The following is a 26540-nucleotide window of genomic DNA, read 5'->3' as shown; positions in this document are numbered from 1 at the left end:
GCGAACACTAAGCTGCCAAGTGTGGCATCACTTCTTCGACCGCGCGCTTCAGGTAGGTCCAGCCCAGCTCGGGCGGCACACCTCCGCAAAGGGGATGCAATGGCAACCGCCCCCAAGTCTTTATCAGTTGAAGCGCACCTTTTACATCAACCACTCGGTAGGCTCCGTTTTCTTTCTTCATATCGTCAATCGTTTTAGCCTGCGACAGACTAGCCGCTGTTAGTCCCGCCTCATTGTTCCACTCTGCATAGGACGCGGCGTCTTTCAACAAGTAGGGGCCTACCTCTTCCCAACCCTCATCCGGATTCGGGTGCACAAACACAATATTGGGCATATCCGCCGGCGGAACGATGCACATCCCAATGGGATGTCCTGCATCCTTGCAGGCTTTTTCGTACGATTCCTTGATACCTGGCGCATCTACCTGCCCCAAAAACGACAGGCCATTGCGGCCAGCGCGACGTGCCGCTGCTTTGCTGCCACCGCCCCACATGATCGGCGGGCCATCTGCGCTGAAAGGGGGCGGCGTGATGCGCGGCATGCGCGTTGCGGTTTTCGCCTCGGCGATCAAGCTAAGCACCCGAGCGAGTTTTTCGTCCGCGATTTTGCCGCGCTCACCAAACTCCAGATCAAACAGATCGTATTCTGTCTTGCGGTAGCCGAGCCCAAAGACATAACTTACTCGCCCACGACTTATGTGATCCAACATGATCATTTCTTCAACCAGACGCACCGGATCGTAGAGCGGCATCAACGTGGCCGCGATCATTATCGGCAGCTTGCTGGTGACCGCGGCCATCGAGCCTGCCAATACCAGCGGGCTCGGCATGTAGCCATCTTCTGCCGCGTGATGCTCAGACAGGCCCAACATCGCAGGCGCTTTCCCTTCAACCCACTGCGCCATCTGAATGGCACACTCGTATTGATCCGCAATTTCAGCCGGCGATTTATCCGGAACGCGCATATCAAAACGCATCATCAACATTATTTTTAGACCTCTTTGCTATACCACTCTCGCAGTGCCTTTTTATCCGGTTTGCCGACTGGGGTTTGCGGAATACTTGGTACAAACTCGATGGATTTCGGCGCCTGAAAAGAACCCTTTTTCGCCGCCACCATCTCGATAAGGTCCTGTGCATCTACCCCTTTCTCCCGGCGCAGCACGACGACCGCCTTAATGGCTTCACCCCACTTTTCATGCGGAACACCAATCACCGCCACCTGAGACACCGCCGGGTGCAAGCTAAGTATGTCCTCTATCTCTCTGGGATAGACATTAAAGCCACCAGTAACAATCATGTCTTTGGTGCGATCAATTATGCGCAGAAAACCGCCGGGGTCGCGCACTGCCACATCGCCACTGTGCAGCCAGCCTCCGTCAAACGCCTGCGCCGTAAGCTCGGGCAAATCTCGATAGCCGTTCATGATCAGTGGTCCGCGTACGCAAATCTCGCCCGGTTCACCATCAGCAACCGGCTGGTTATTTGCGCCCAGCAATTCCACATGCAACCAAGGTACGGGCCGGCCACAGCTCGCCAGCCGCTTGGGGTCATTCACGTCGTGTTCGTGTTTGCGCAACACCGTAACGCACATCGGTGCTTCCGCCTGACCGTAAAATTGCATAAACACCGGACCAATTCGCTCAATAGCTTCTTTCAGTCGCACCGGTGACATCGCAGAAGCCCCGTAAAATACGGTTTCCAGACTCGACAGATCAAATTCGTCGAAACGTGGATGATCGAGCAACGCGTAGATCATCGTGGGTACTAGCATGATAGTGTTGATGCGATATTCCTGAATGGTGTGCAGAACCTGCTCTGGATTAAACGCTGGCAACACCAGCATGGTGCCACCTCTCAACAACACCGGGATAAACATTGCAGCGCCGGCATGGCTCAGTGGCGTACAGCACAGAAACCTGGGTTGCGAAGGCCACTCCCACTCAGACATCATTAATTGAATAGTGTGCAGACCGGTGCGCTGAACACTAGCCAGAGCCTTCGGTTTGCCGGTGGTTCCCCCGGAGTAACCCAGCCTGACAATGTCATCGCCGTCCACTAGCGGCGGCACCAGCTGTTGTGGTGAAAACGTTGCCGCTAACGCGCTGAGATCTTGCGCCAGCTCACTGCCACCAAAGGCCAACAACCGCAAGCCTGGTACGGCTTCAGCCAGTGCTTTCGCACGATCCGCATAGCGCTCGGCGTCAAAGATCAACACATCCACTTGCGCATCTGTCACCACATGAAGATGATCATCAAAGCCGCCAAGCGGATGCATGGGTACATAGATCGCCGGCAGTAATTGCACAGCGTTGGCCAAGTGCAAAACTTCGGGCCGGTTGGCAGAAAGCAGCCCCAGCCGCTTTCCCTTACCCAAGCCTAGGCTGGACAGCGCCTGTACAAATCGGCTGGCTTCATCGCGCACATCGCCAACCGTCATCATCGGACCGCCGAGCAACTGTATCAGGGGGCGGGTTTCGTCCTGGTTCAGTGCATTGGCGAGAATTTCTGGCACGTATAGCGTGCGGTGGAGGGCATCCATAGCTTACCTTTTAATTGTTGTGCAACGCCGTCAAAAAGACACCACTATTTTGCCGAACTGCTTACCGCTCTCCAGATAGCGCAGCGCGTCCGGCAATTCCTCAAAGCCGTATTGACGGTCGATGACCGGTTCCAGCTTATGAAAATCGATAGCACGATTCATTAATTCAAAGTCATCGCGGCTGCCAACTGTCACCGGTGTTACATCCGCTCGCGAAGCAAACAAGGAATTGATCGACTGTGGCCATCCGGAAAGCAGCCCCACCAGCGCTACCCGGCCACCTTTCTTCACCGATTGCACCGTACGATCAATAGTGCCCGCACCGCCAAGGTCTATCGCCAGATCAACGCCTTCACCGTCTGTAAGTTCCCGAGCAGCCTTATCCCAGTCTTCGCGGCTGCAGTAATTTATGGTTTCATCGGCCCCCAACTGTCTCAACTTATCGCAGCGCTCTTGGCTGGACGAAGTCACAAAAACGCGAGCGCCAAACAGTTTCGCAAACTGCACGCCGAACACCGACACACCGCCTCCCCCCTGAAGCAACACACTCATGCCTGGATACAATGGCGCATCGCCGCACAGGGCCCGCCAGGCGGTTACCCCAGCGCACGGGAGACAGGCTCCTGCCTCATAACTCAGATGCGCGGGAAGCTTTACCAGTTCACTCTCATGCACCACCATTTGCTCGCGCATCACGCCCTGCAATGGAAAGCCAAGACTATAGGGCTTCTTGACGGTGCGAAACGGCCCGGCAACCCAATCAGGAATAAAGGTCATCGCTACCCGATCACCCACCTTTACCCGCTCCACATCTGGCGCGACTTCGACGACCTCGCCGGCGCCATCGGAACACATGATCAAGCCATCTGGACCGGGTTTGCCCAGGGCTCCCGACAACACCAGCAGATCGCGGTAATTTAATGACGCAGCCTTTATCGCTACCCGAACCTGACCGGCAGTAATATCACCAGGTTCGGCACACTCGACGATTCTCAGCGACTCGATACCTTCGTTGTCTGGTGTAATAAAGCTTTTCATATGTCTCGATTTCTACACGATCAGAGCGCATAAACATTGCATAACGACTGGTAGCTCAATATGCTGAAAGCACCACTATTAGTCAACCATGTTGAATAACAAGCTATGTGAGGTCTCCCCCATGAGCGACGATACTTTCAATCTGTCGGGCCAAATTGCTTTCGTTACCGGCGCTGGACAGGGCGCTGGGCGTGCCATTGCTTTGAAGCTGGCGCGTCACAATGTCGACGGCGTGGCCGTGAACGATTTTATGGCAGAACGCGCCGAAGCTGTCGCGCAAGAAATTCGCGATCTCGGTGTGCGCGCTATCGCGGTGCCTGCTGATGTGGGAGATCATGGGGCCATCCAGCGCGCCGCCGACCAGACCAGAGCAGAATTGGGCTCTATCACCCTTCTCATCAACAACGCAGGCAATGCCGGGCCGGATGTGACCATGCGTCCTTCCCCCGTTTTTTGGGAAACGGCACCGGAAGAATGGGACCGCTATTTTCATACCAATCTCAAAGGCGTGATGAACTGCTGCCACTGCATTATCCCGCAAATGGTTGAGCAGAAGACCGGGCGTATTGTCACTGTCGTATCAGACGCCGGGCGTATCGGCGAAGCCCGCCTGACGGCTTACGCAGCCGCCAAAGCGGCTGCCGCCGGTTTTATGCGTTCCATCGCCAAAGAAACTGGACGCTATAACATAACCGCCAACTGCATTTCTTTGTCGACACTGGAACCTGCGCTGGATGAGCCAACACTCAGCGAATTTCTGCGCAGCGATCAGGCCAAAGCCCACGTAGGCCGCTACGTTATTCGTCGCTTTGGAAAACCCGACGATGTCGCCAATATGGCGCTGTTTCTTTGCTCAGAGGCCGGCTCATGGATTACCGGCCAAACCTATCCGGTTAACGGCGGCTATTCCTTCTCTCTGTAAAGTGCAATTACTGCACCGGAGCATTCCATGATTGGCGAGAAACCGACAGACATGACATCCAAGGTAGCGATTGTTACTGGCGCTGCGTCGGGCCTGGGTAGGGCAACAGCGATAAAATTGGCGCAAGCTGGTGCGTCTGTCACTTTGGTAGACATTGATGTCGATGGTTTGCAAAGCACTGCAAAAGTCATCGCTGAACTCGACTGCAAGACACTCGTAAAACCTGTCGATTTGGCGGACCCGACCGCGCCGGCCAATATCATCAAGGACAGTGTCGACACCTTTGGTCGGCTCGATGCACTGTGTAATATCGCCGCTGTTTTCATACCCAGCCACACCACAGAAATGCCAGCGCAGCAGTGGGAGAAAACGCTAACGGTAAATCTCACCGCCCCCTTTCTGCTGATTCAGGCAGCAATTCCGCACTTGCTGACAAGCCGAGGCGCGGTGGTCAACGTGACATCCTGTGCTGCCCATGTGGGCCAGGCCTACCTCGCGGCGTACAGCGCTTCCAAAGCCGCACTTACCCAACTCACCAAATCCTTGGCCATGGAGTACATGCATCAGCCCATCCGATTCAACGCTGTAGCGCCCGGCGGCATGATGACCCCTTTAGCGATGGGTTTGCGTGATCTGAAAAGCCCGGACAGCACCCTGTTATCCCGCCTTGCACCATTGCGCGGGCTGGTCGAGATCGACGATGTTGCAACGATGGTGACTTACCTTCTTTCCGACGCCGCCCGAGGCTATCACGGCGCTGTTATCAATATAGACAACGGTATAACCGCAGGATAAACCATGAGCACTCTCGACCAACTGATCGCAAAAGACGAAATCCGTGAGCTAGCCCTGCTCTATTCGCGCGGCGTGGATCGCAAAGACGGCAAGCTTTTGCGTACGCTCTACACAGCCGATGCTACCGACACACACGGTGATACTTTTGATGGCCCCGCCAACGAATACGTAGATTTCCTGGAGAGCTGCTTTCCCTACATGCGTTATAGCGGGCACCACATCTGTAACCACCTTATTTCGGTAAATGGCAAAGAGGCCGAAGGAGAAATCTACGCGCTGGCTTGGCACCTCATACCGGACGGCAGCGACGGCTGGCTGGAAGACTTTATGTGCGTACGTTATATTGACCAATACCGTAAAGAAGAAGATCGCTGGCGATTTGCCAAACGTGTAGTCACCTACGATTTACGCAGCCGCAAGCCCGCCGATCCCTTAAACGGTGATCCACTGAGCCTCGAACCCAGTTATACTATGCTCACCAGCCAGCTGTTTGCGCGCCTTTAGCATTCCATTCACACCACAAGGCGCACGCTTGCAACAGCCGGATCTTCTGCTTTACGTGAGTTACCATGCTGTCGCTGCTATACCTGTCGTTTGCCTCGATCTTCCCGGTATTCGGATGGATTTTTGTCGGCGCTTTACTGATACGGATTTTTCCAACCCTGCAGGCAGCTTTTCGTCGTGGCGAAAAGTTTGTGTTTTTCCTCGGCATACCCGGCATTTTGTTTATCACAGCGTCACGCATTGAACCCGCTGCCGCATTTAGCTCAAACCATACTCTCGCTGGCATCATTGCCACCGTGTGCTGTGTTGCAGGCAGCTGGCAGATCGCAAAATGGCGGGGCCATACTCTGGAGCAGCGCGGCATAGTTGCGCAGGCTGGTTTTCGCGCCAATCTTGCCATCATCGGCCTGGCACTGTGTGCAAGCACATTTGGTGAGGAGGGGTTGGCACTCGCGGCGCTGCCTGTTGCCGTGTGGACGCTCATATTTAATGTGCTTGCGGTATTCGTGCTTAATGCCGCCTATGGCGGACAGTTTGCGGCACTGCCGCTTGCTATCGCCTTGCTTAAAAACCCGCTGATTATCGGCATTTGTCTGGGCTTTGGCGCCGCGCTGCTGGCCCTACCAATTCCACAGGCCATCTATCAGGGCGGCAGCTACTTCACAGCCGCGGTCATTCCGCTATCACTGATTCTGCTCGGCGGCGCAATAGATCTCAAACCGTCGCGAGAATCCCGCAAGGCAACACGCCTGGCCTGCTTATTACGACTACTGATTGCACCACTGTTGTCGATATTGATTGCACTGCTGATGGGCGTTCGGAATATGGAGTTGGGCATCTACTTTTTGCTGCTCAGCGGCCCCGTCGCTGCCGCCTCGCATATTATGGTCACGGCCAAAGGTGGGGATGGGAAGCTGTCAGCCAATATCGTGGTGCTGTCCACTGTACTGGCACCGCTGACCATGACCCTTGGTTTTTTCCTGTTAAAAGTTCTGGCGCTGGTGTAAAAACTCCGCAGGGGAGTCTGACCAGCATTTGCAGGTTCCTTGCGTGGGCAACCTCTCAACTCACCGTGCATAGCATGGCGGTGACACAGCCGCCCTACTCTCGCCAGCCTCGCAAGCGGTTCCCGGCATCACAGTGCACAACTTCGCAGTTGATAAATCGGCCTTCCTCAGATGCCAGAAACAGGGCCAGGCTAGCTATATCGTCGGCCGTGCCATGCAACGTCGACAGTTGCATTCCCTGCACCCGCTCATAGGTAGCCTTATCGAGGCTGTCCTTGCTGGCCTGTGTTTCCATAATGCCGGGAGCAATCGCATTTACCCTGATATTATCCTCGGCAAAGAGATGCGCCATGCCATAGGTTACCTGGTTCAATGCTGATTTGGTGACGCCATAGACCGAGGCCGGAGCATAGGCCGCCATCGACGATTGATTCAGTACTACGCCTTTTGCATTAGCCAGCGCGGGGCGTAACGCCTTGGCCAGAAACAAAGGTGCCAAGGTATTAATCGATAGAAATCGCAGCCAGCTCGCCTGATCCACGGCGTCTAGCATTTTGTTGATTTCGCCATAAGCCAGGCCAGCGTTGTTATACAGCACGTCGATTTTAGAAAACTGCTCCAGCAGCGCATCGCCCAGTTCAGCAATGGCGCCTTCGTCAGCCAGATCAATCGCTATGCTGGTACATTGCGAACCCAGCGCACGGATCTGTGCAGCGGTATGTTTTAAACCTTCGACATTAATGTCCAACAAAATTAGCTCAGCACCTTCAGACGCAAATCTCAGTGCACAGGTTTGTCCCAGGCCGCTCGCTGCTCCGGTGATCGCGACCACTCGGTTTTCAAATCGCTTTTTCACAAGATTACCTTTTCAATTTACCTGCCAAGGCCGATTCGCTGCCGATATTGCCCGGGGGTTTCAGACGTCGCGCGACGAAAGGCGTAGCAAAAACTCGAAGGCGACGAAAATCCTAGCGTATAGGCGGTGGCCTTCACACTTTGCTCCGAGGCAAGCATTTGCTTAGCGAGCTCGACGCGACTTTGCGCAACATATTCACCCACAGAACATTCTCGGCTGATACGAAAGCCGCGCGTTAACTGCCGAACCGACAGCCCCACCAGATCAGCCAATTCTGCCAGCGTGGGCATTGCGGGTAATTCTTTTAATCGCTCATCAATCAAACGTAATCGCCAAGGCGCGAGACCACCCGGCTTGCTTAGATCCTCAACGCCTTTCTGATAACGGTACAGTTCAATGCCAAGTTGTGCGGCAATAAGCTCCACCAGCATTTCACTGGCAAAACCCGGATTCTTCGTTTCTTCAGCCAGCCGCATCATCAAACCCTGCACCGTGGTATTGCGAATATCGAGTCCCGCCGCCAGATGCCGATCATCCCATGTCAGATCGGTTTCAAACCATTGCTGCATCGCCTTGGGATCAATCTGACACAGTAGGGATGACTGGTCGCCACAAGCATCGCTTCGCGCGCGCATCGCTTCGCCCGGCGGCACAAGAAATACCGCGCCGAGCCGCTCGAAACGATCACCACCCCAACGTTCGGGATAGCTTGCACGCGCATTGCGCGGGCGCGGCGTTAAACACAAATCGAGGCGGTAGCGATGATCTTCATGAAACACGCTGTCCGGGGGCTCGTCAAAATGAAACTGCACCAATTGTACCGCCGCGATGGGGGCGCTAAGTTCAGCCTCGATGCGCATGCTGTTGGTTGAAACCGCCATGTTATCCTCCTTGCCCGGTCATTCCGGGTCAGTCAGCGGCAGTTACAGGTGGCAGAAATCCCACTATCAGTCGGACTTCACTTAATGCGATACGGTCTTCAATCATCATTAATCTCGTTCTCAGGTAACAGAAAACCCACCGTCTACGGCGAGCGTCTGATTGGTGACCTTGCTTGCCAGTGCCGACGCGAAGTACACCACCGCGCCGGCAATATCGTCAGCCGAGCACATACCCAAGGGCACCGCGCGCCGTGCCGGCCCTTCCGGCACCGGCCCCTTGGCAGCAATCGCACCCGGCGTAGGAACACCTCCGGGCAATACTGTGTTGACCGTAATGCCGTATTCGGCCAGCTCAAAGGCCGTTGCCCTGCTCAAGCCAGCCAGTGCACCTTTTGATGCCGTGTAGGCCACCAGGCCTCGCACAATACTGCCGGTCAACGCCGCTGACGCCACATTCACGATACGGCCGCCGCGGCCCTGAGCCACCATGGCCTTGGCCATATTTTGGGTAAGCAGAAATGGTCCACGCGCGTTAACCGCATGCATGCGGTCCCATTCTTGAACTGTCCCCTCCAGAAAGCTTTCCCGGTCTTGCACGCCGGCATTGTTTACCAGGAGCCACGGTACGCCATGGTCGGCAATTACCTTGTCGCAGCCGGCGGCAATGGAACGCTCATCACTGAGATCTAAATAGATCGCGCTGACCTTATGGCCCTCGGCTGTCAACCTGTCCGCCTCTGCATTGGCTGCTTCACGATTGCGGTCGGCGATAATCACGTGCGCACCGACACACGCCAAAGCTTCCGTAATGCCGGCGCCGATACCGCTGGCGCCGCCCGTTACCAGAGCAAGCTTGCCAGCGAGACCCAAAACGTCTGTTTTTTCCATATATGGACTTTTGTGTTTGATAACTGGAAACATCATTGCGATAATCAACAGCGTTGTCAAATACTGTCACGTACCCTAGGGAGCAAACACGCTTGGCCAGTAGCTCAAATACACGCGCCATCGACGTAATCAACTTTCTCGCCGCCCACCCAACGGAAGCCTTCACTCTGACAGAGTTGGCAGAACAGCTGGCGCTCAGTCACGGCTCGGCCCACCGCGTGTTAAACGCCCTGACCGAGGCCCGCTACCTGTCGCGCCATCCCAAGCACAAAACCTACTCCTTGGGGTTGGCACTAGTGGCCATAGGGCAGGCAGCACTGGAAAGGCATCGAGCGGTTGATATCGCGCGTCGGGAAATGCTCAAACTCGCCGATCAATTGCACGTACGCTGCATCGCCACCACCATTGTTGAAGACGAGATGCTGTTTGTCGCCAAAGAAGGGATGCCGCAAACGTTGGAGGAATTAAGTCGTGTCGGCGAGCGCCGTCCGTTTATCCCCCCCTTTGCGTTGTGCCATGTGGCCTGGGCCACACAAGACAAAATAGAAGCCTATTTTGACAAGGCCAGCGGCGGCGTCAGCCATCAAATGCGCGACTGCCTGCTCAAAGCAATGGCCGCAATTCGCGAACGCGGATATGCCATTGCCGCCATGGGGCCGGGTATGGAGGTATTGCGTCAAGCCATACACAAACACGCCAGCAACTATCGCGATACCGAATACTGGCAACGTATGCACAGCTATATCAGCGAACTCGATAGCGATGAGATTCAACTACTCGACTTGAGTGACCTGGGAAACCGTGAGATCAGTTTCCTCGCTGCCCCCGTATTTGCATCTAATGGCGAAGTAGCGCTGGAGATTTCACTCAGCGGCATTCCTGCGAACACGTCCGCCACTGAATTAAAACGCTACGTCGACAGACTGCGAGCCATGACTGCCCTGATCACCAGTGAAACCCACGGCCGGATGCCTCGATGATCAAATCATGCCATTTAGCTTTGTTGGCAATTTATATGCGCAGCAGTGAAACCGCTTTCAGTAATCGCTGGCGCTCGACGCGAAAACGCTCAACTACGGAGTCGATATTTTCATCACGCTCGACGCGGTGCCGAAATACATGGGGACCTATAATCGCACTGGTCAGCATAATCACACTGTAAACTTCGGCATCACCGTCTCCTTCACCACTCTGGCGGAAATGCTCGCTGATCCCGTTTACCAGCTTGTCCCAGTTGGGATAACAGTCCCGAATATCCCCCTCGCTCACCAGATCATCGATCCACAACTTGATAAGCTGCGGGTTTTCGAGCACAAACCGGGTAATAAAATCGATGCGCTCCTGCTGGCTGCGGCCGGTATTAAAGGCCTCCGCAAGCTTTTCCGATGACCAGCACTTGACCTCACGTATCAGCTCATCGCGCCCCTTGAAGTGGTAATACACCGTAGTGCGATTAATACCCGCCGCCCGCGCCAGCTCGGCCATCGACAGGGCTTCTATGCCCTTTTCCGAAATCAGTTTTACCGCAGTTTCCAGCAGATCACTGTGGGTTTCTTCAAACCCCCGATTTCGTTGAGGTAATTCCTTCGACATCGTTACTCCATAGCCATTTATCTGACCCCGCCAGCTTATCAGCCTCGAACACATTTACAACACATGTGTTGCAATTACGACACCCATGTCGTAATTTTGGATTTCGTCACCATCTAGCGAGAACACCCATGTCCAGCCAGACCAATAAAAAAGCGACCATGCCACCTGAGGAAGAACTCGCCCTCGGTACCGATCCCATTCCGGCCAAGCCCTACTACTGCCCTGACTTCTTCGCGCTCGAGCGCGAAGCCATTTTCAAGCGAACCTGGCTTCAGATTGGGCATATGTCCGAGTTACCGGAAGCTGGCAGTTTCATAGTGCGCGAAGTCGACATTGCCAATGCCTCAATACTCATAACGCGCGGCAAGGACGATCAAGTACGTGCCTTTCATAACGTCTGCACACACCGTGGAACGCAGCTGGTCTCTCAAAAGGACGGAACGGCCGCAACCTTTACCTGCCCCTATCACGCCTGGACCTTCACCGATAAAGGCGACCTGCGCGCCGCCCCGGATTTTGAGCGTTTCTACACAGACAAGTCGCAATGCTCATTGCCAAAGGTATCGATTGCAGTATGCGCCCAGCTTATTTTTATCAATCTCGACCCTACTCCCACCCAATCTCTGCAGGAATATCTGGGCCCGCTCGCGGCCGAACTGGAGACCCTCACGGTCGCACACGCCACTCACTTCTCCGAATATGTCTACGAAATAGATGCCAACTGGAAACTGTCTTACGACAATTTCCAAGAGAATTACCATCTGCGGTTTATCCACCCCCGCTCGGGCGAAGCAGCCTCCGGCCCCGACAACCCCTTCGGCTACCCGGTGAAATACGGATTTGAGGATCCCCATCGCACCCAGACCATCTGGCACAATCCAGGCTTTCAGCCCAAGCCAACACAAGGATTTGCGATGGGTAAAGCGGTGGAGTTTGCACTGGCTTCCGGCGTCGTGAACATCGAAAACGCCAAGCAGTACTATGCGCTTTTCCCCAATTTCTTCGCTCTCGGCTCACCGACCCAGCCGTTCACACACTGCATCATGCCCATTGCGCCGAACAAATCACGTGGAGTTATCAGAATCTACTGGGCGGGCGAAGACCAGAGTGCAACCCAGCGCTTTTCCCGCGAATACAACACCGCCACGGCGATGGACATCCACGCCGAGGATCGCAGCGTTATCGAAGCCGGACAACGGGGGCTCGACAGCGGCGCGCTGAAGCACATCCATTTCCAGTCTCAGGAAGTGCTGTGCAGGCACCTCTACACCCAGGTCGAACGCTACGTGACTGCCTACCAGCAGGAGCAATCAGCATGAGCACACAATATCTGCCCAAGCCCTTTGCGATTTTGGAACCCTTTTCACAGTACTGGGCTGCAAACACAGCCGCCGAGCGTGCCGGCTGCCGCCTCAACGCAAATCCGCAGGAAAGAGAGGCCTTCTACAACGCGGTAAATCCCCTGCTACACGAGGCCCTTGCTTACCTGGACAACAAAGCGCCCCGCGACTTCAACGAACAGGAACAATGTCTCATGAAAATGCTGCTCAGCTTTGCCCATATTGCACTGGCAATTGAAGTGCAAGGGCCTGACGAAAATGCCCAAGGGACATTGCGCCGTCATATGACCATCACCCGTGCCGTCGCTGATCTATAGCCCATCTGACCGATACCGAGAGATAACAATGACAAAGGGATTTTCACTGGAAAGATTTTTTATTGGCAGCCTACTCAGCACAGGTTTCCTTCAACCCTTCGCGCTCGCCTACGATGCCGGGAGCGGTCGCAGTGCCACTCTGGAAAAGGTTATCGTGACAGCGCAGAAACGCGAGCAGCGCCTGCAGGATGTACCGCTGGCAGTAACCGCGGTCGGGCGGGAAATGCTCGAGGATGCCGAAGTTAATACCATTGAAGATCTCACCAAGGTCATGCCAGCGGTACGTCTCACTCCCGACGGCAACACCAATGCAGGGTCGATCAACATGCGCGGCATAGGCACGAACGTTTTCAGCATTGCCATTGAACCCAATGTGTCGGTGATGCTGGACGGCGTTGTGCTGGCGCGCAACAGCCTGGCAAATTTTGATTTCGTCGACATAGAGCGCATCGAAATTCTGCGAGGTCCGCAGGGCACTTTGTTTGGCAAGAACGCCTCTGCAGGGCTCATTCACGTGCTAACCCGCGACCCATCCGACGACTTCGAAGCACGCCTACGCTATAGCTATGAGCAACCCGAAACATTCGCCGGCAATTTTTCCAAAATACAGCTCACCGGCAGTGGCGCCCTCACCGACACAAGCGCCCTGCGGCTGACCGGCTTTTACAAGGAACAGGCCGGCCACTACGAGGACATCGAACAGGACAATCACAACCCGGACTCCCGCCAATTCGGCGTGCGCAGCAAGCTACTTTGGCGTCTGAGCGAGCGATTAGAAGCACGCTGGAATCTCGAATTTGTGCAACGCAAAGGCGATAGCGCTGCCGTACCCTGGATTTCTGCCAACCCGCAACTGCGCGAACGCATGGAAACCATTGAACCCAGCCGCGAGAATATTCAGGTCAGAACACTAGGCAATAACCGTTCCGACAGCCGCGGTAATGCCAGCTCCCTGTCGCTCGACTGGGAACTCGACAATCACGTAATCACTTCACTGACCGGCTATCGCCAGGCAACCTACTACAGCGGCCAGAGCATTGCCGCACTGGACGGAAAGCGCACTGATCTGGTCACCAACCTCAGTCGTTACGATCTGAAAACGATCACTCAGGAACTGCGCATACTATCCACCCACAGCGACACGCTCGAATATACCGCCGGCGCGCTCTGGTTCGACAACGATATTAGTGAGGATTTTTATCGCGATCTTCAGGATCTCCCCGCACAATTTGCCGTTGGCAATGCAGTGCCAGCTACCGGTCAGCTGCTGCCGCAGGGACTGCTCGCCGGCGTCGACGGCAACGACGGACTCAGTGCAGAAGCCTGGCGAAACTCGACGGTCACCACGAAAAATCTGGGCATTTTTGCCGAAGCGACGTGGCATTTGGCCGACGACTGGCACCTGACACTGGGCGGGCGATACATTGACGAGCAAGTCGATGTTAAGTTGTCTAACGCATCGCGACTGTCTCATACAAACAGTGGCGCTGCGTTGATTGAAGAGTCTTTCCCCCTCTCCTCCGCAACCGTCTCGGACACCACCGCCACCGGCAAACTGTCAGTACTGCACAACCTCAGCGACGACCACAATATTTACGCTTCAATTACCAGCGGTTACCGCGGCGCCGCTTTCGATGTGATTGCAGATGACGCCGCCAACGCACTGCGAAACCCGGTGGATCCAGAAAAGGCACTATCTTATGAAATCGGCGCCAAAACCCGCTGGCTCGACAATCGCCTGAGCCTCAACCTGACCGCTTTCCTGACCACTTTCGAGGATTTCCAGGCACAGGTTCGGGATCTGACTGATGCCACCTCCGTTGTCGCCTTTCGCCTAGACAACGCTGGAGAATTGAAAACCAGCGGAATTGAGCTTGAGTTTCAGTATAAACCCGCCGCGGAATGGACCATCACGGGTACCTACCTTTACAACGAAGCCATCTTTGAAGAGTTCATTACCCAGTGCTTCTACGGCCAGAAACCCGGCGAAGCCGGCGGGCGCGATGTGGACGGAGACGGTAGCTGTGACGAGCAGGATGTCAGCGGCGGTTCGCTTGCGAACGCCCCGGAACACAGCGCGACACTGTCCACACGTTATGACCACTACTTTGCCGGTGGTCAGTCGCTGTACGGCCAGCTAAGCGGCCGCTATCAAAGCCAGGTGCAGTTTTCCAACGAACAGCATCCGGGCGCTATAGAGGATGCATACCAATTGTGGGATTTACGAGCAGGCTGGCTAGGCGCCGGAGCAAAATTCGAGGCTGCCCTATACGTAAAGAACCTGTTCGACACATCCTATCTCGCCGTGATCACCCCGTTGAGCCTGGTGAACGACCGCCGCGACTACGTGGGCTTTGTTCCCGCCAGCGCGGATCGCACATTCGGTCTGTCGCTCGCCTATCGCTGGGGAAATTGACTCCATGGGTAGCACCCTCTGACAGAACAAAGGAACCCGCACATGCATCCCATTAGCGTTCACCATTTGACCGCCGCAGCGCTGTCACCAAAAGATTTTATCGATACCGTAGCTCGAGCCGGTGGCGAGGCAGTGTCGCTGTTTACCCATTCCCAGGGTGACCACTTCCCCTGTGTCCGTAGCGACAACGCCCGTGCGGTGGGCAAACAGCTGCGAGATACCGGCGTCGCTCTGATCAACATCGACGCCTTTATGCTTACGCCCACATCCGACATAAAGACATTTCGCGCAGATCTTGCACGTGGCGCTGAGCTCGGCGCCCGCAGCGCCACGGCGATAATTTTCGACGCCGACCGGAACCGGGGTAAAGACAATCTGCAGCGCCTGAGCGAAATCGCTGCAGAACTAGGCTTAAACATTGCCCTGGAGTTCATGCCGTTCGCTCCAATTGCACGCAATCTGCGAGAAGCCGACCACCTTCTCGACGATATAGACGCGCCCAATCTCGGCATCACCGTCGATGTGCTGCACCTGATCCGCAGTGGCGGAACAGCGGCTGATTTGCCGGCAGTTTCGCCGCAGCGGATCACAACAGTGCAGCTATGCGACAGTGCCAGCATGGCAGTAACGACGGAGTATATCGAAGAGGCGGCTAGCCAACGGGGACTGCCAGGCGACGGGATTTTCCCGCTTGCGCAGATAATAGCAGCGGCGCCCGAATCCTGCGTACTTGAAATTGAATCACCCCATAACCAGAACGACCCTGCACGTGCGCGAATCGAACAAGGGCTAGACTACCTGAAAACACTTAACTGAGATCAGGGCCCTGGGGCACCGATCTCAGTATGAATGGCGACTAGAAATTCCTTCTTGCTGTGATGCCGAAAGTACGGGGCTCACCGATAAAATCACCAATGCGTCCATTGCCGCCACGTCCCTGAATAGGCGGGGGGTCGAACTGGATTGGCGCATATTCAGTATCAGTCAGGTTTCTTGCCCAGGCTTCTACCACCCAATTCCTGCCGCTGTCTGCGACACTTAGCCTGCCGTTAACGACAGTATAGCCACCTTCCTCGAAATCCTTGTCGAGTGATGAATTTGAAAGGTAATCACCGGTGTAACGTGCATCCAGATGGGCGATGAAGATCAGCTTGTCGCTCAGCGGTGCCGTATAGGTCACACCCGCCGTTGCCGCCCATTCCTTGCTCAACCGGGCACCAGCGCGCTTGTTACCATCTGTTGTGGGCGCTACCGCGTCGATATTGGAATCGCTTGGATAAGTATTGTTGGTGTATACCACGGCACCGGTAACCGTTAGTCCCTCGGTTGCACGCCAGAGACTCTCTATCTCAACACCTTCGGAATCAATCTGATCAATACTGAAGGTCTTCAGTGTGATGCCGTCAAACTGACCCAACTGGTAATCCTCAAATTGCGAGTAGAACAGTGTGCCGTTAAGTGACAGCGTTCTGTCCAGCAAATAGGTTTTCATACCAAGTTCTATGGTATCGGCTTTTTCCGCATCAAACTCCAATGAATCGCCTGAACTGTTAAGTGGCAGAAGGCTAAGCCGGGTCTGGTTAAAACCGCCGCCTTTGAAACCGCGCGCAACGTTAATGAAGTACAGGGTATCGTCTTCAGCGGTATAGGCGAGTTTTACAGTACCGGTCAATTCCGTATCCTTGCGATCAGATTTATATCGTGCCGGCGTAATCAAAGGCCCGGTGATTGCAGCAATACCACACACAATGTCGCGCGCACCGTTATAAAAAGCCTGAGTTGCTGCAGGCGCTCCTGTTGCTGCAGCCGTCGCCGCGTTGGCTGCAGCGGCAGCGCACGGATTACCACCACCACCGCCGGGACCACTGCCGATGGCGCTGAAACGATTGACACTGTCGATAGTGATGTCTTTTTCTTCACGCGTATACCGGGCGCCTACGGTTAATACGAGATTATCAGCCAGGTCAAAATCTTCCTGGGTAAAGATCGCGATGCTCTCGCTGTTCTGCTCGCTCTCATCGGCAATACCCTCGCCACTAATAAACTGCGCCTGTGCGCCACTACCACTTGGCACTGGGCCTGCCGGATAGGTCGTTGCTGCCTGATAAGCATTGGGCACCGAGGGGATGGCACCATTGACATAACGCTGTGCGTAAGCATTCATATCCGCCCCATAGCGCGGATTAAATTCGCCGCTAAGCACCTCGTCGGCATAGAAGAAACCAACCAGCCAGCTGCCACCGTCCCAGACACCCTGCCAGCGAAGTTCCTGCGTGAAAGTCTCAAACTTTTGCGAGCGAGGGCTGCCTTCTTCATAAAACAAGAGATCCGCGCCGCTGAAATCAACGTCGCCCTCAAGAACGATCTCCCACTCGCGATACGCAGTGATCGAGGTTAGCTGTGACTTTTCCAGATCCCAGCTTACTTCTGCCGAGAATCCCGCCTGTTCCATCTCCTCCGTTTGTTCCCGGCCGGACGTTACCGCGATATAACCGTCGTAAGGGTCTGCATCACTATCGAGCCCTCGGTCGCCGCGAGTATTAGGGAAGTTGGTTACATCTTCGAGCGGATTACCTTTTTGCGAACTCGGTGCCCCACAACACAATTCGCTTCGCTCGCTGTAATCCATAATAAATCGGGCTGTGACTGCATCGCTTGCATGCCAGAGGAACTGGCCCCGCAGCATATACCGGTCGCGATCGTTATAAGTGTCGCTACTGTTTATATCCTCCAGGTATCCGTCGCGCTCCGTCACCACCATGTCCAATCGCCCGGCAAGAGTATCTTCTATGATCGGAGCAGAGACTGCGCCACCAAACTGCATCAGATCATAGTTTCCAACCGTCAGCTCGCCATACCCTTCAAACTCTTCCATGTTGGGTTTTTTGGTAATGACGTGTATTAGACCTGCCGAAGTATTTCTGCCAAAGAGTGAACCTTGGGGGCCACGCAACACCTCAACGCGCTCAACCTCCCCAAGCTCGTCGATCGCAACGCCGGAGCGATTCCGGTAAACCCCATCGATAAAGACGCCCACAGAAGATTCCAGACCGGGATCTGTACCCAGTGTGCCGATCCCGCGAATACTGAGATTGCCGCTCGCGGAACTTTCGGTGCTGCCGAAACTGATAAACGGCGAGATTGCAGTAAGCTCACTAACATCCCGGATTCCCGACTGTTCCATTTGCGTGCTGGTATAGGCGGAGACTGCCACCGGAATATCGTTAATCGCCTGCTCACGCTTGGTCGCAGTAACAATAACTTCTTCAAGTATCCGGGACGACTGTTGCGCAAAGGATGGCACAGCCGTCAGCGTCGAAAATGTCAGAAAAACAGCAGCCGGGCGCGCCAGAGAACGTACACTTTTCATTATGGGCTTCCTTTGATAAGAAACTACCTTAACAAGAGTGTAGACCTATATTGAAAAAAGAGGTAAAAACCCGGCTAACATGCAAAAGCCAAAAACTGCAAAAAATCGTTTTATTTCATATAAAACAATGCGTTAAGGAAATACTCTTCACGCACCAAAAGCCCGACAAAAACCCTTTTACCTAGGCCTGAAGGACGCCATCGTCAAACTCAGGCACGGCACGCATCATTAACCTTCCCGCTCCACGTCGTAACGTGCCAGATAACGTTCAAAGAGAGATTCCACATCCTTCGGTGTCAGGTCAAATTCGGCTAGTTTGTATTCGTGCTTGCCGAATTTGTCCTGCGGGTTATCGTCAATCCAGTTCTGCATTCCCTGTTCGGCGCCCGCCGTGAATTCATCCCCCAGTGCCCTATAGAGCGCCTTCATCGTCTCCAAAGGCTCACGCATCAGCTGCGAGTAATGGACATCAATGACGCGTTCTTCGCCAAACCTGTCACGGAAGTCCATGATACGGTCGGCGTGAAGCTTTGCCTGATAGGTGCAATTTTCCCGCACCCAATCTTTGTCAGTCCGTCCCATAAAGCCCAGATGAGCCAATGAAATGAGGCTGCAGAATGAACCGGTGGCGGTAAGCGGGTCGCGATGGGTCCAGATAAGTTTGGCATCCGGGTAAACTTTAAGCAGCGTTTCCAGCCATAGCGCATGGGACGGCATTTTTAGGTTCCAGGTGCCCGGAGCCTCAGCCTGCAATACCTGTAGGAACTTTTTGTGGTATTGATAGGCGGAAGTCATATCCGTCTGTTCCAACAACCAGTCCCGATAGTTTGGTAGCTTGCCGCGCGATTCCAGCATTAGTGTCTTGAAATCATGGGCCATAAAGTACACGCATTCATTCGGGTAGATCGCAGAACTACGATAGTACTTCCCCATTTCAGGAGCGGCGGCCAGTAACTCCTTTTCCATTTTAAGCCGTTCCACAGCACGAGGATCGGTGTACAAGGTTTTAGATGTCGCCGGCGGCACCGGATCGTCAATCTCCCAGGTTAGCGGGGAGCGTCGCGCGGGGTCTGCTGCAAGCAAGTTACTGAGTAGAGTCGTGCCGGTGCGTGGCACACCGAACACAAACACCGGATTTTTGATGGGGCGATCAAGTAACTCTGGGCGCTTGGCGAGATAATCTGTAATTTTCAAGCGATTGGCGAGCACCTGAACTATTGATTCTTCAAAGCGCTGCACACCGCGCTCGGGCATTGCGTTCTTGTTCGCATCGCTAATAAGAATATCCAGCCCCTCGCGGTAGCTGTCACTGTCAAAGTTTTCCAGTCCGGTAGCCTGATGGGCCTTTTCTATTAACGCGTCAGCATTCATCGGTTGTGTCATGGCTCCACCTTATTACAATCTTTCGTTGGGTCATCTGAATATTAACTAGCACGCCATTAATCCTATTCAGCACGAACCCAAGCGGCAATAAAAGTCGGTGACGACAATGGGCCACTGTATAGTTGAATAGCCTTATTGAACTATTTCAAACACCTGCTGGCCAACCCTCGATGAATGTGGCCAATCGCCGCTACCAGGGCCAGACTTCGATATCAGTCCAGCTTGAGCAGAAGCGCTCGCTGAGAAAGACTAGGCTTCTAGATTTTCCGATATAACGGTGGGAGCAATTCAGTATGTCAAAGGGACTTTTTGATCTAAGCGGGAAGGTAGCTTTAGTTACTGGCGGTAACAGCGGCCTCGGACTGGGTTTTGCCCGGGGCATCGCCAAGCAGGGCGGCGACGTGGTGATCTGGGGTCGGTCGGAAGAAAAGAACGCGAAGGCTGTTGAAGATCTTAAAACGTACGGCGTTAAGGCATCATCGCAATCGGTAGACGTATCTGACCAAAACGCTGTGATCGCCGGCTTCGACGCTATTATGAAAGAATACGGGCGCATTGATACCGTGATTGCCAACGCCGGCATGCCGCCCAATTCCCACTCCATTCTCACCACCACCGCCGAGGAATATCACACCATTCTCGGCACCAATATGCACGGTGCCTTTTACACGCTCCAGGAAGGCGCAAAACAGATGGTCAAGCGCGCCGAAGCTGGTGAGCCCGGTGGCTCACTGGTGTTTTGCGGCAGCCTGTCGATGCTGCAAGGCATTCCCGGTATCGTCGGTTACTCGGCCGCCAAAGGCGGCATCGGCGCGGTGATTCGCAGCATAGCAACAGAGTTAGGAAAGCACGGCATCCGCGCCAACACCATTGCACCGGGTTATATCAAAACCGGTTTTTCCGGTGGTCGAGACGACGGCTCGATCCAGCCCGCTGAAGAATGGTCGGATATCGACAAGTTCTTTGCCTCTAAGGCTGCCATTGCCCGCCCTGGTTTTGCTGCCGATTTTGAAGGCATCGCGGCCTATCTCGCGAGCGATGCCTCAAGCTGGCACACCGGGGACACCATTGTGATCGACGGTGCGGCGCTGATAAATTTGTAAGGGAGCATGGTCATGCGTGTACTCAACATTCATGAAGTGAACGACGTGCGGCTCGATCCCTACGAGGTTCCAGAGCCAGGGAAAAATGACGTAATCGTCAAAGTGAAGGCCTGCGGCATCTGCGGCAGCGATCTGAGCTATATCAAAATGGGCGGCATCATGCGCAAGCCCGACGGTGTAACCGCACTGGGACATGAAGCAGCCGGCGAGATCCTTCACGTGGGAGAAGACGTTGAAGGAGTCTGTATCGGCCAACGGGTTATTATCAACCCGATGCAGACTCCAAGTTTTATTGGCAGTGGTGGCCCGGAAGGAGCTTTCACGGAACAGCTATTGGTGCGTGAAGCCCGCCTCGGCGACAGCCTGTTGCCGATACCTGACGGGATTCCCTACGACATTGCCGCACTGACCGAGCCACTGTCTGTGGCTCTGCACGGCGTCAACCGCTCGCAGGCCACGGCTGGCGAAAATGTTGTGGTGTTTGGCTGCGGCCCGATCGGATTGGGTATGGTGCTGTGGCTGGTCGACAAGGGCGTCAACGTAGTGGCGCTGGATCTGGCCACCGAGCGTCGTGAACGCGCGCTGGCACTCGGCGCACAGGCTGCCTTTGATCCCACTCGCGTCGACCTCAAGGCAGAGCTCACCAAACTGCACGGCGCTGCGCGTACCCTGACCCGCGACGCGGTAGGCACCGACGCTTTCATCGACGCCGCCGGCGCGCCGAATATACTCAACGACGTCATCGGCATGGCCAAAATGCATTCCCGATTGGTGATTACAGCAGCGTATATGAAGCCGGTGGAGATCAGTCTGGGCGCTATGTTGACCACAGAGATGACCATTACTACAGCCATGGGCTACCCGGATGAGATGCCAGAGGTTGTCGCGGCCATGCCGCGGCTGCGTGAAAAACTAGCAGGAATGATCAGCCACCACTATCCTCTGGACGACATTATCGAGGCACTGCAAGTAGCAGCCACGCCGCAGTCGGCAAAGGTAATGATTAACATCAATAATGACTAATCTCTCACGTCGACGTTCTCGCGTTGACAGAGGGCCGATACGAAAGACTATTCAACAGGCGCAGCGATGAGCAGCACAGATCAGAAACCCGCCCTTGCCGCCCTGGTACAGGCAGGAGAGCAGCAGACCGAAGCCGAAAAAATCACCGATACCATTTATATGGTTAAGGATATTTCCAATCTATACCTGGTAAAAACCGACGACGGCGACATCTTGATTAATGCGGGCTTTATGGGCAGCGCAGAGCGCAATAGGAAACTGCTAGCACCGTTGCGCAGTGGACCGCTGCACGCCATATTTCTGACTCAGGCCCACGCAGATCATTTTGGCGGTGTGCCGCCCCTGAAGGAATCTGACACCAAAATCGTGGCGCAGGAGAGCTTTGCGGAGACCCAGTCGTTTTTCGAGGTGCTGAAGCCTTATCTGGGGAGCCGGTCCGGAAAGCTCTGGGGTGGCACCATCAAACGCCGCAGTGACCAGGTGCCCCATATTGTTCCCGACATAACCTTTGAAAAGCGCATTGATCTGAACTACGGCGGCCGCCGCCTTGAGGCCATCGCCACCCCCGGCGGCGAAGCCCCAGATGCCATGGTGGTATGGCTTCCCGATGACAGAACCGTATTTACCGGCAATCTGTTCGGGCCGGTATTCATGTCCGTGCCTAACTTTAACACGGTGCGCGGTGACAAGCCGCGCCTCGCCAGCCGTTTTCTGGAATCACTCGATACCGTGCGCAAGCTCGGCGCCGAGTTGTTGATCACAGGTCACGGAGAACCTATCCGCGGCAAGGTTAAAATCCAGACCGATCTCGACAAACTCTACGACGCCGTCAGCTACCTTCGCGACGAGACCATTGCCGGCATGAATGCGGGGAAAGATGTGCATACGCTGATGCGCGAAATCACGCTGCCGGAGCAACTGAGACTCGGCGAATTCCACGGCAAGGTGAACTGGGCGGTCAAATCCATTTGGCACGAATTGTCTGGCTGGTTTATGTACGATTCCACTACCTCGCTCTACGGTGTGCAACGCGACAGCGTGCATAACGATCTGGCTGAACTGGCCGGAGGTGCTCATGCGCTAGCCACCCGTGCGCGGCAGAAAGTGAACAACGGGGCACCACTGGAAGCCCTGCACCTGCTGGATATAGCATTGGACAGCGAACCAAACTATCGCGAAGCATTGGTAGTAAAAAAGGCAGCTCTGGAACACCTGCTGGAGGCGTCCGGTGGGATTAACCTCAGTGAAGTAATGTGGTTGAAGTCTGAAATTTCGCTGGTGGAAAAGGTCATTGAAGAATCGAACTGAGATCACCGGCTGGCGCATTTACACCGATTCTCTGTGACGAGTCAGTCGGAGGCTAGCTCACGCATAAGCTCTGAACCTGCTGCAACGATCAAGAGCAAACCAAGGGCGGTTCCTAAAAGGATATATCCTACCGTGCTCCCACCACTTTCAGCTCGTTTCTCTATCTTCTGAATTTGAGAGAACGCGAAGAAGACACTCCCGGCAGGAGATTTAACATACAGACCTTCAGGCGTCGCTGCCACAAAGGTTTCAATGCGTTTGCCACCATCCACTAGCGTAATAACCAGTTCGTCACCGACGCCGATATTCTGTTGAATTGAGCGATACGATACTGGGATAACCGGCTTAAGCGAGGTGCACCCTACTAACGCAAACAGCATAATAATGACTATGATCCGGTCGGCAACTGGACTGCCACGAAACCTACGACATCGATCAGGCGCGCAAGATCGGCTTTTCATGCTATTAGCTCTAGGGACAGCAATTCGGAGTCAACCATACTTATATGTGACACAATTTCCACCCAACAATTTGATGCCGGTGCAGCCAAACAACCGCAAATAAACCTCCAACGCTGTACGATTCTCTAGCAGGATCTCGACGTAACTTCTTGCAAGGGCATCGTCTAGCGGAATTTTTTGGGTTTCGGTTAAAAAGTAAGAGGCGTCACATAATGACGATATAAGGATAAAAGATAAAATAATGGCAGGACGGTATATTGTTTTTACTTTGTGAGAAGTTATAGAAAACCGAACTTTTTGTTGGACGACCCCTAGCATGCTCCCCTCCTTCCTTAGTGAGGACATCACCGGCAAACCCAATATCGGCCGCCAACTTTACACTTAACATGACCATTATTTGACGCGACGAAGACACACTGCCATTTTCTACGCCACGGTCCGCGTGAGTATCTTTCGGTAGTTGTATTTCAGTCAACAAATATTTTTTGGCCTTCGCTGAAATGAAAAAAGGCGCAGTTTGGCCAGGAAGCAAAAATTCATACTTTGGCCACTATAAGCATCCTGATATCAGTCGCTCAGGACTCGCCCGCAATCGCGGCCCCGGAGCGTATAGCGGTTCTCAAGAAAACAGATTCGGTAGTAACTAAGAAAGACTCATTTTGGCCGCGATGACAATCCTTATCGAACCACAATCCGCACCCGCGCCAGATTATAGATACGCGCAAAGGGCGTTTCTGAATCTCCCTCGCGCTGTGAGGCCACTCGCAGTACCGCAAAGTGCGTACCCGGTTCGGTGTAGCGATGAATCAGCGATACTACCGTGGGGCCATCATCTGGGTTGGCAATCTCTGCGGGTATCGCATACTGACCACTGCCATCCAGATCCCACGCCGCACTTACCAGTGTGCCAGCCCCGCTTGGCACATCAACGGTTGCGATCAGGGCCACATCATCGCCGGCACTGATCACCGCCCGCTCGCCGCCGTTGGCATTCAAGCCAATGGTCGGCTGAATACCGTGTCGTTGGTCGGCATTATCCGGAACGATTACCTGCCCATTGCGGATGCTATAGCGAGTTGTACGAGCCGGCGCAATGCCCTGCTCCACCCAGGCGCTCACATCACGCAGCGCCTGCTGCAGCACACCGATGTAGCTAACCGTATGCCTTGGATACGCTTGTTTGGAATGGTCGTTGTGATTGGCGCGGTCAGTAAACCACAGACGAAACTGCTGATCCGTATTCTCGCCGAGATGTTCCACCACCCGCTGCCGGTACCAATCGCCCTGCCAAGGATAGGCCTCTGTATCAAACAGATTTTCAACCAGAATCATCTTGCCGCCGAACTTGCCCTGAGGCACGGTGCCAGCCGCCGCCATCGTAAAATGAGGACCCAGTATCATCGGCCGCTGGGGATAACGCGGCTTGCCATCCGTATCGCGAAACTGGTCCCATGCCGGGTATTCGTCACCGGGAACCTGATGCCGATGGTAAGTTTGGGCCGCGAGGAAATTGCCGTTATCCAACAGGATTTCATCACCGGCCTGCATCTGCTCTACCAGCTTCTCGCGACCGAAGCCCAACACCACAATATCGCCCTTGAGCTGAATCGCCGGCACGTATTGGCCGCTGGCCGGTCCACTGAGAACTTGCATATCCAGACCGAGAGAAGACTTTGCCGGTACAGCGGCCAACTGCAGTGCCACTGCACGGTTGTCCTGCAAGGATTTCCAGGCAGTGTCGGCCAGGTTTTTCGCCGTTCCGGGCTGATGTTCTGCCAGCAAATCCTGAACCTCTTTGACTGACAATAGCGCTTTCACCGACGTTTTATGCTGCACCCGCGCGTTCAAAAGCGAAGCAGGAGCTCTGTATCCCTCATAGCCGGGCTTAGTCCAGAAATCCTGAAAGTAACCGGGGTCCGCTGCAAGAATCCCGGGATAAAGCACGGCAAACCCGTGCAAACCCAGAGACGGGTAGACAGGCCAAGCCTGCAGCGGAAATCCCATGTTTGTAACTTCGTCAAATGCGCGGCGCTGCTCATCACTTAACCCGGCGTAGGGATCACCGCCACCGACATCCACCGCGTCGGCAATCTGCGCCAGTGTGTCACCCAGCACTCGCATGGCGTACATCCGCACAGTAAACACATTGGGAATGGCCATAGGCGAGCCGATAACGAAAGGCACCGCGCCGTCCCATACACCATGGGTATTCTCCATGCCACCTATGGTGCGATAGCCGCCGCCGCTGCCGCCAAAGGCATAGCCGTAGGGGCGGCCAGATTGATACAGCGCCTGTGCAATCACGCGGGAAAACTGCGCCACGGCCGCGTTGGCACGATAGGCGCCTATGGTTGGATCAATTCCGCTGCCCGGCATGGCCGTTGCGTTGCGACCGCCGCCATTGGTTTCTATAAAATACGCACCACTGGCAATCGAGAAGCCGATCTTGTCGTCGGCACCACTGCTGCCCTGCGACAGAGTTTCACTGTCAGGCACCGGCGTGATGTATTGAAAAAAGCGCCCTTCATATTGAGCTGCCGGCGGGAAGTACAGGGAAAAGCGTGTATCGGTACCCGTGAAACCGCCGTGTATGTAGCGATGACGCACCGGCTCACTACGCCATTCATCGACATCGATATAGGGCTGATTGAAATGCGTATCGCTATTGCTCTGCTGCCAACTGTTCACAAGCACAGTTTGGGTAAGCACAGCGCTTTGTTGTTCCGGATTCGAGCTGCAGGAAACGACACCCAGGCAGCCCGCAATACACAGGGCTATCCACTTTTTCATGCTG

23 protein-coding genes are annotated in these 26540 nt (G+C 54.6%); 12 read left to right on the top strand and 11 right to left on the bottom strand.

Annotated features, from left to right (window positions below):
* Positions 1–7: 7 nt before the first annotated feature.
* The 3 genes from AC222A_RS05925 to AC222A_RS05915 are packed head-to-tail and all read right to left on the bottom strand — an operon-like array spanning position 8 to position 3579.
* Entirely contained in the window at positions 8–985 is a 978-nt protein-coding gene (locus AC222A_RS05925) for an LLM class flavin-dependent oxidoreductase (protein WP_372748100.1), read from the bottom strand.
* A gap of 5 nt (positions 986–990) precedes the next feature.
* Positions 991–2541, bottom strand: a complete 1551-nt coding sequence (locus tag AC222A_RS05920; RefSeq protein WP_372747645.1) for an AMP-binding protein — start codon at positions 2539–2541, stop codon at positions 991–993.
* Positions 2542–2571: 30 nt separating this feature from the next.
* Positions 2572–3579, bottom strand: a complete 1008-nt coding sequence (locus AC222A_RS05915; RefSeq protein WP_486774739.1) for a zinc-dependent alcohol dehydrogenase family protein — start codon at positions 3577–3579, stop codon at positions 2572–2574.
* 121 nt (positions 3580–3700) lie between these two features.
* On the opposite strand from AC222A_RS05915, the gene AC222A_RS05910 reads away from it, so the two are divergent.
* From AC222A_RS05910 to AC222A_RS05895, 4 genes are all read left to right on the top strand, one after another.
* Positions 3701–4501: an SDR family NAD(P)-dependent oxidoreductase gene (locus AC222A_RS05910; RefSeq protein WP_372747643.1), complete on the top strand. Its 801-nt coding sequence runs from the start codon at positions 3701–3703 to the stop codon at positions 4499–4501.
* A 27-nt stretch (positions 4502–4528) separates the two neighbouring features.
* Positions 4529–5296, top strand: coding sequence for an SDR family NAD(P)-dependent oxidoreductase (locus tag AC222A_RS05905; protein WP_486774738.1), 768 nt, complete (start codon positions 4529–4531; stop codon positions 5294–5296).
* 3 nt (positions 5297–5299) lie between these two features.
* Complete coding sequence (locus AC222A_RS05900; RefSeq protein ID WP_372797231.1) at positions 5300–5800, top strand: nuclear transport factor 2 family protein; 501 nt, start codon at positions 5300–5302, stop codon at positions 5798–5800.
* 65 nt (positions 5801–5865) lie between these two features.
* The gene (locus AC222A_RS05895) at positions 5866–6807 is read left to right on the top strand and encodes an AEC family transporter (protein ID WP_372758670.1); all 942 of its coding nucleotides are present in this window, start codon (positions 5866–5868) and stop codon (positions 6805–6807) included.
* Positions 6808–6901: 94 nt separating this feature from the next.
* Here the strand turns inward: AC222A_RS05895 and AC222A_RS05890 are convergent, their stop codons facing one another.
* The 3 genes from AC222A_RS05890 to AC222A_RS05880 form a co-directional block, all read right to left on the bottom strand.
* On the bottom strand, positions 6902–7663 hold the full coding sequence (locus tag AC222A_RS05890) for an SDR family NAD(P)-dependent oxidoreductase (protein ID WP_372747639.1): 762 nt from the start codon (positions 7661–7663) through the stop codon (positions 6902–6904).
* A 17-nt stretch (positions 7664–7680) separates the two neighbouring features.
* Positions 7681–8544 carry an AraC family transcriptional regulator gene (locus tag AC222A_RS05885; protein WP_372747638.1) on the bottom strand — a complete coding sequence of 288 codons (864 nt, stop codon included), beginning with the start codon at positions 8542–8544 and terminating at the stop codon, positions 7681–7683.
* 120 nt (positions 8545–8664) lie between these two features.
* Positions 8665–9432: an SDR family NAD(P)-dependent oxidoreductase gene (locus AC222A_RS05880; RefSeq protein WP_372747637.1), complete on the bottom strand. Its 768-nt coding sequence runs from the start codon at positions 9430–9432 to the stop codon at positions 8665–8667.
* Positions 9433–9524: 92 nt separating this feature from the next.
* On the opposite strand from AC222A_RS05880, the gene AC222A_RS05875 reads away from it, so the two are divergent.
* Entirely contained in the window at positions 9525–10412 is an 888-nt protein-coding gene (locus AC222A_RS05875) for an IclR family transcriptional regulator (RefSeq protein WP_372747636.1), read from the top strand.
* A gap of 31 nt (positions 10413–10443) precedes the next feature.
* Here AC222A_RS05875 and AC222A_RS05870 read toward each other — a convergent pair whose 3' ends face one another.
* Positions 10444–11025: a TetR/AcrR family transcriptional regulator gene (locus AC222A_RS05870; protein ID WP_372747635.1), complete on the bottom strand. Its 582-nt coding sequence runs from the start codon at positions 11023–11025 to the stop codon at positions 10444–10446.
* A gap of 128 nt (positions 11026–11153) precedes the next feature.
* On the opposite strand from AC222A_RS05870, the gene AC222A_RS05865 reads away from it, so the two are divergent.
* The 4 genes from AC222A_RS05865 to AC222A_RS05850 are packed head-to-tail and all read left to right on the top strand — an operon-like array spanning position 11154 to position 15914.
* Positions 11154–12344 (top strand): aromatic ring-hydroxylating oxygenase subunit alpha, encoded by a 1191-nt coding sequence (locus AC222A_RS05865; protein WP_372781313.1) that lies wholly within the window; start codon positions 11154–11156, stop codon positions 12342–12344.
* On the top strand, positions 12341–12682 hold the full coding sequence (locus AC222A_RS05860) for a hypothetical protein (RefSeq protein WP_486774737.1): 342 nt from the start codon (positions 12341–12343) through the stop codon (positions 12680–12682). The genes AC222A_RS05865 and AC222A_RS05860 overlap by 4 nt, the downstream gene beginning before the upstream one ends.
* Before the next feature lie 28 nt (positions 12683–12710).
* Positions 12711–15098 carry a TonB-dependent receptor gene (locus tag AC222A_RS05855; RefSeq protein WP_486774736.1) on the top strand — a complete coding sequence of 796 codons (2388 nt, stop codon included), beginning with the start codon at positions 12711–12713 and terminating at the stop codon, positions 15096–15098.
* Positions 15099–15140: 42 nt separating this feature from the next.
* Positions 15141–15914, top strand: coding sequence for a sugar phosphate isomerase/epimerase family protein (locus AC222A_RS05850; RefSeq protein ID WP_486774735.1), 774 nt, complete (start codon positions 15141–15143; stop codon positions 15912–15914).
* Positions 15915–15954: 40 nt separating this feature from the next.
* On the opposite strand, the gene AC222A_RS05845 is transcribed toward AC222A_RS05850, so the two are convergent.
* On the bottom strand, positions 15955–18468 hold the full coding sequence (locus tag AC222A_RS05845) for a TonB-dependent receptor (protein WP_372810362.1): 2514 nt from the start codon (positions 18466–18468) through the stop codon (positions 15955–15957).
* A 228-nt stretch (positions 18469–18696) separates the two neighbouring features.
* Positions 18697–19851: a sulfotransferase family protein gene (locus tag AC222A_RS05840; RefSeq protein WP_372749692.1), complete on the bottom strand. Its 1155-nt coding sequence runs from the start codon at positions 19849–19851 to the stop codon at positions 18697–18699.
* Positions 19852–20144: 293 nt separating this feature from the next.
* Between AC222A_RS05840 and AC222A_RS05835 the strand changes: the two genes are divergently transcribed.
* The 3 genes from AC222A_RS05835 to AC222A_RS05825 all read left to right on the top strand — a co-directional run bounded on the left by AC222A_RS05835 (position 20145) and on the right by AC222A_RS05825 (position 23285).
* The gene (locus AC222A_RS05835) at positions 20145–20954 is read left to right on the top strand and encodes an SDR family NAD(P)-dependent oxidoreductase (protein ID WP_372749693.1); all 810 of its coding nucleotides are present in this window, start codon (positions 20145–20147) and stop codon (positions 20952–20954) included.
* Between the two features lie 12 nt (positions 20955–20966).
* Complete coding sequence (locus AC222A_RS05830) at positions 20967–21977, top strand: zinc-dependent alcohol dehydrogenase (protein WP_372764400.1); 1011 nt, start codon at positions 20967–20969, stop codon at positions 21975–21977.
* A 66-nt stretch (positions 21978–22043) separates the two neighbouring features.
* The gene (locus AC222A_RS05825; RefSeq protein WP_486774734.1) at positions 22044–23285 is read left to right on the top strand and encodes an MBL fold metallo-hydrolase; all 1242 of its coding nucleotides are present in this window, start codon (positions 22044–22046) and stop codon (positions 23283–23285) included.
* Between the two features lie 41 nt (positions 23286–23326).
* On the opposite strand, the gene AC222A_RS05820 is transcribed toward AC222A_RS05825, so the two are convergent.
* A complete protein-coding gene (locus tag AC222A_RS05820) occupies positions 23327–23746 on the bottom strand; it encodes a hypothetical protein (RefSeq protein WP_486774733.1) in 420 nt (139 codons plus the stop codon).
* A 678-nt stretch (positions 23747–24424) separates the two neighbouring features.
* A complete protein-coding gene (locus AC222A_RS05815) occupies positions 24425–26536 on the bottom strand; it encodes a hypothetical protein (RefSeq protein WP_372799135.1) in 2112 nt (703 codons plus the stop codon).
* Positions 26537–26540: the final 4 nt, after the last annotated feature.

It is taken from the genome of Litorivivens sp., from assembly GCF_057445395.1.
The sequence above is the reverse complement of the archived record's forward strand: the minus strand, read 5'-3'. Positions and strand labels throughout refer to the sequence as shown.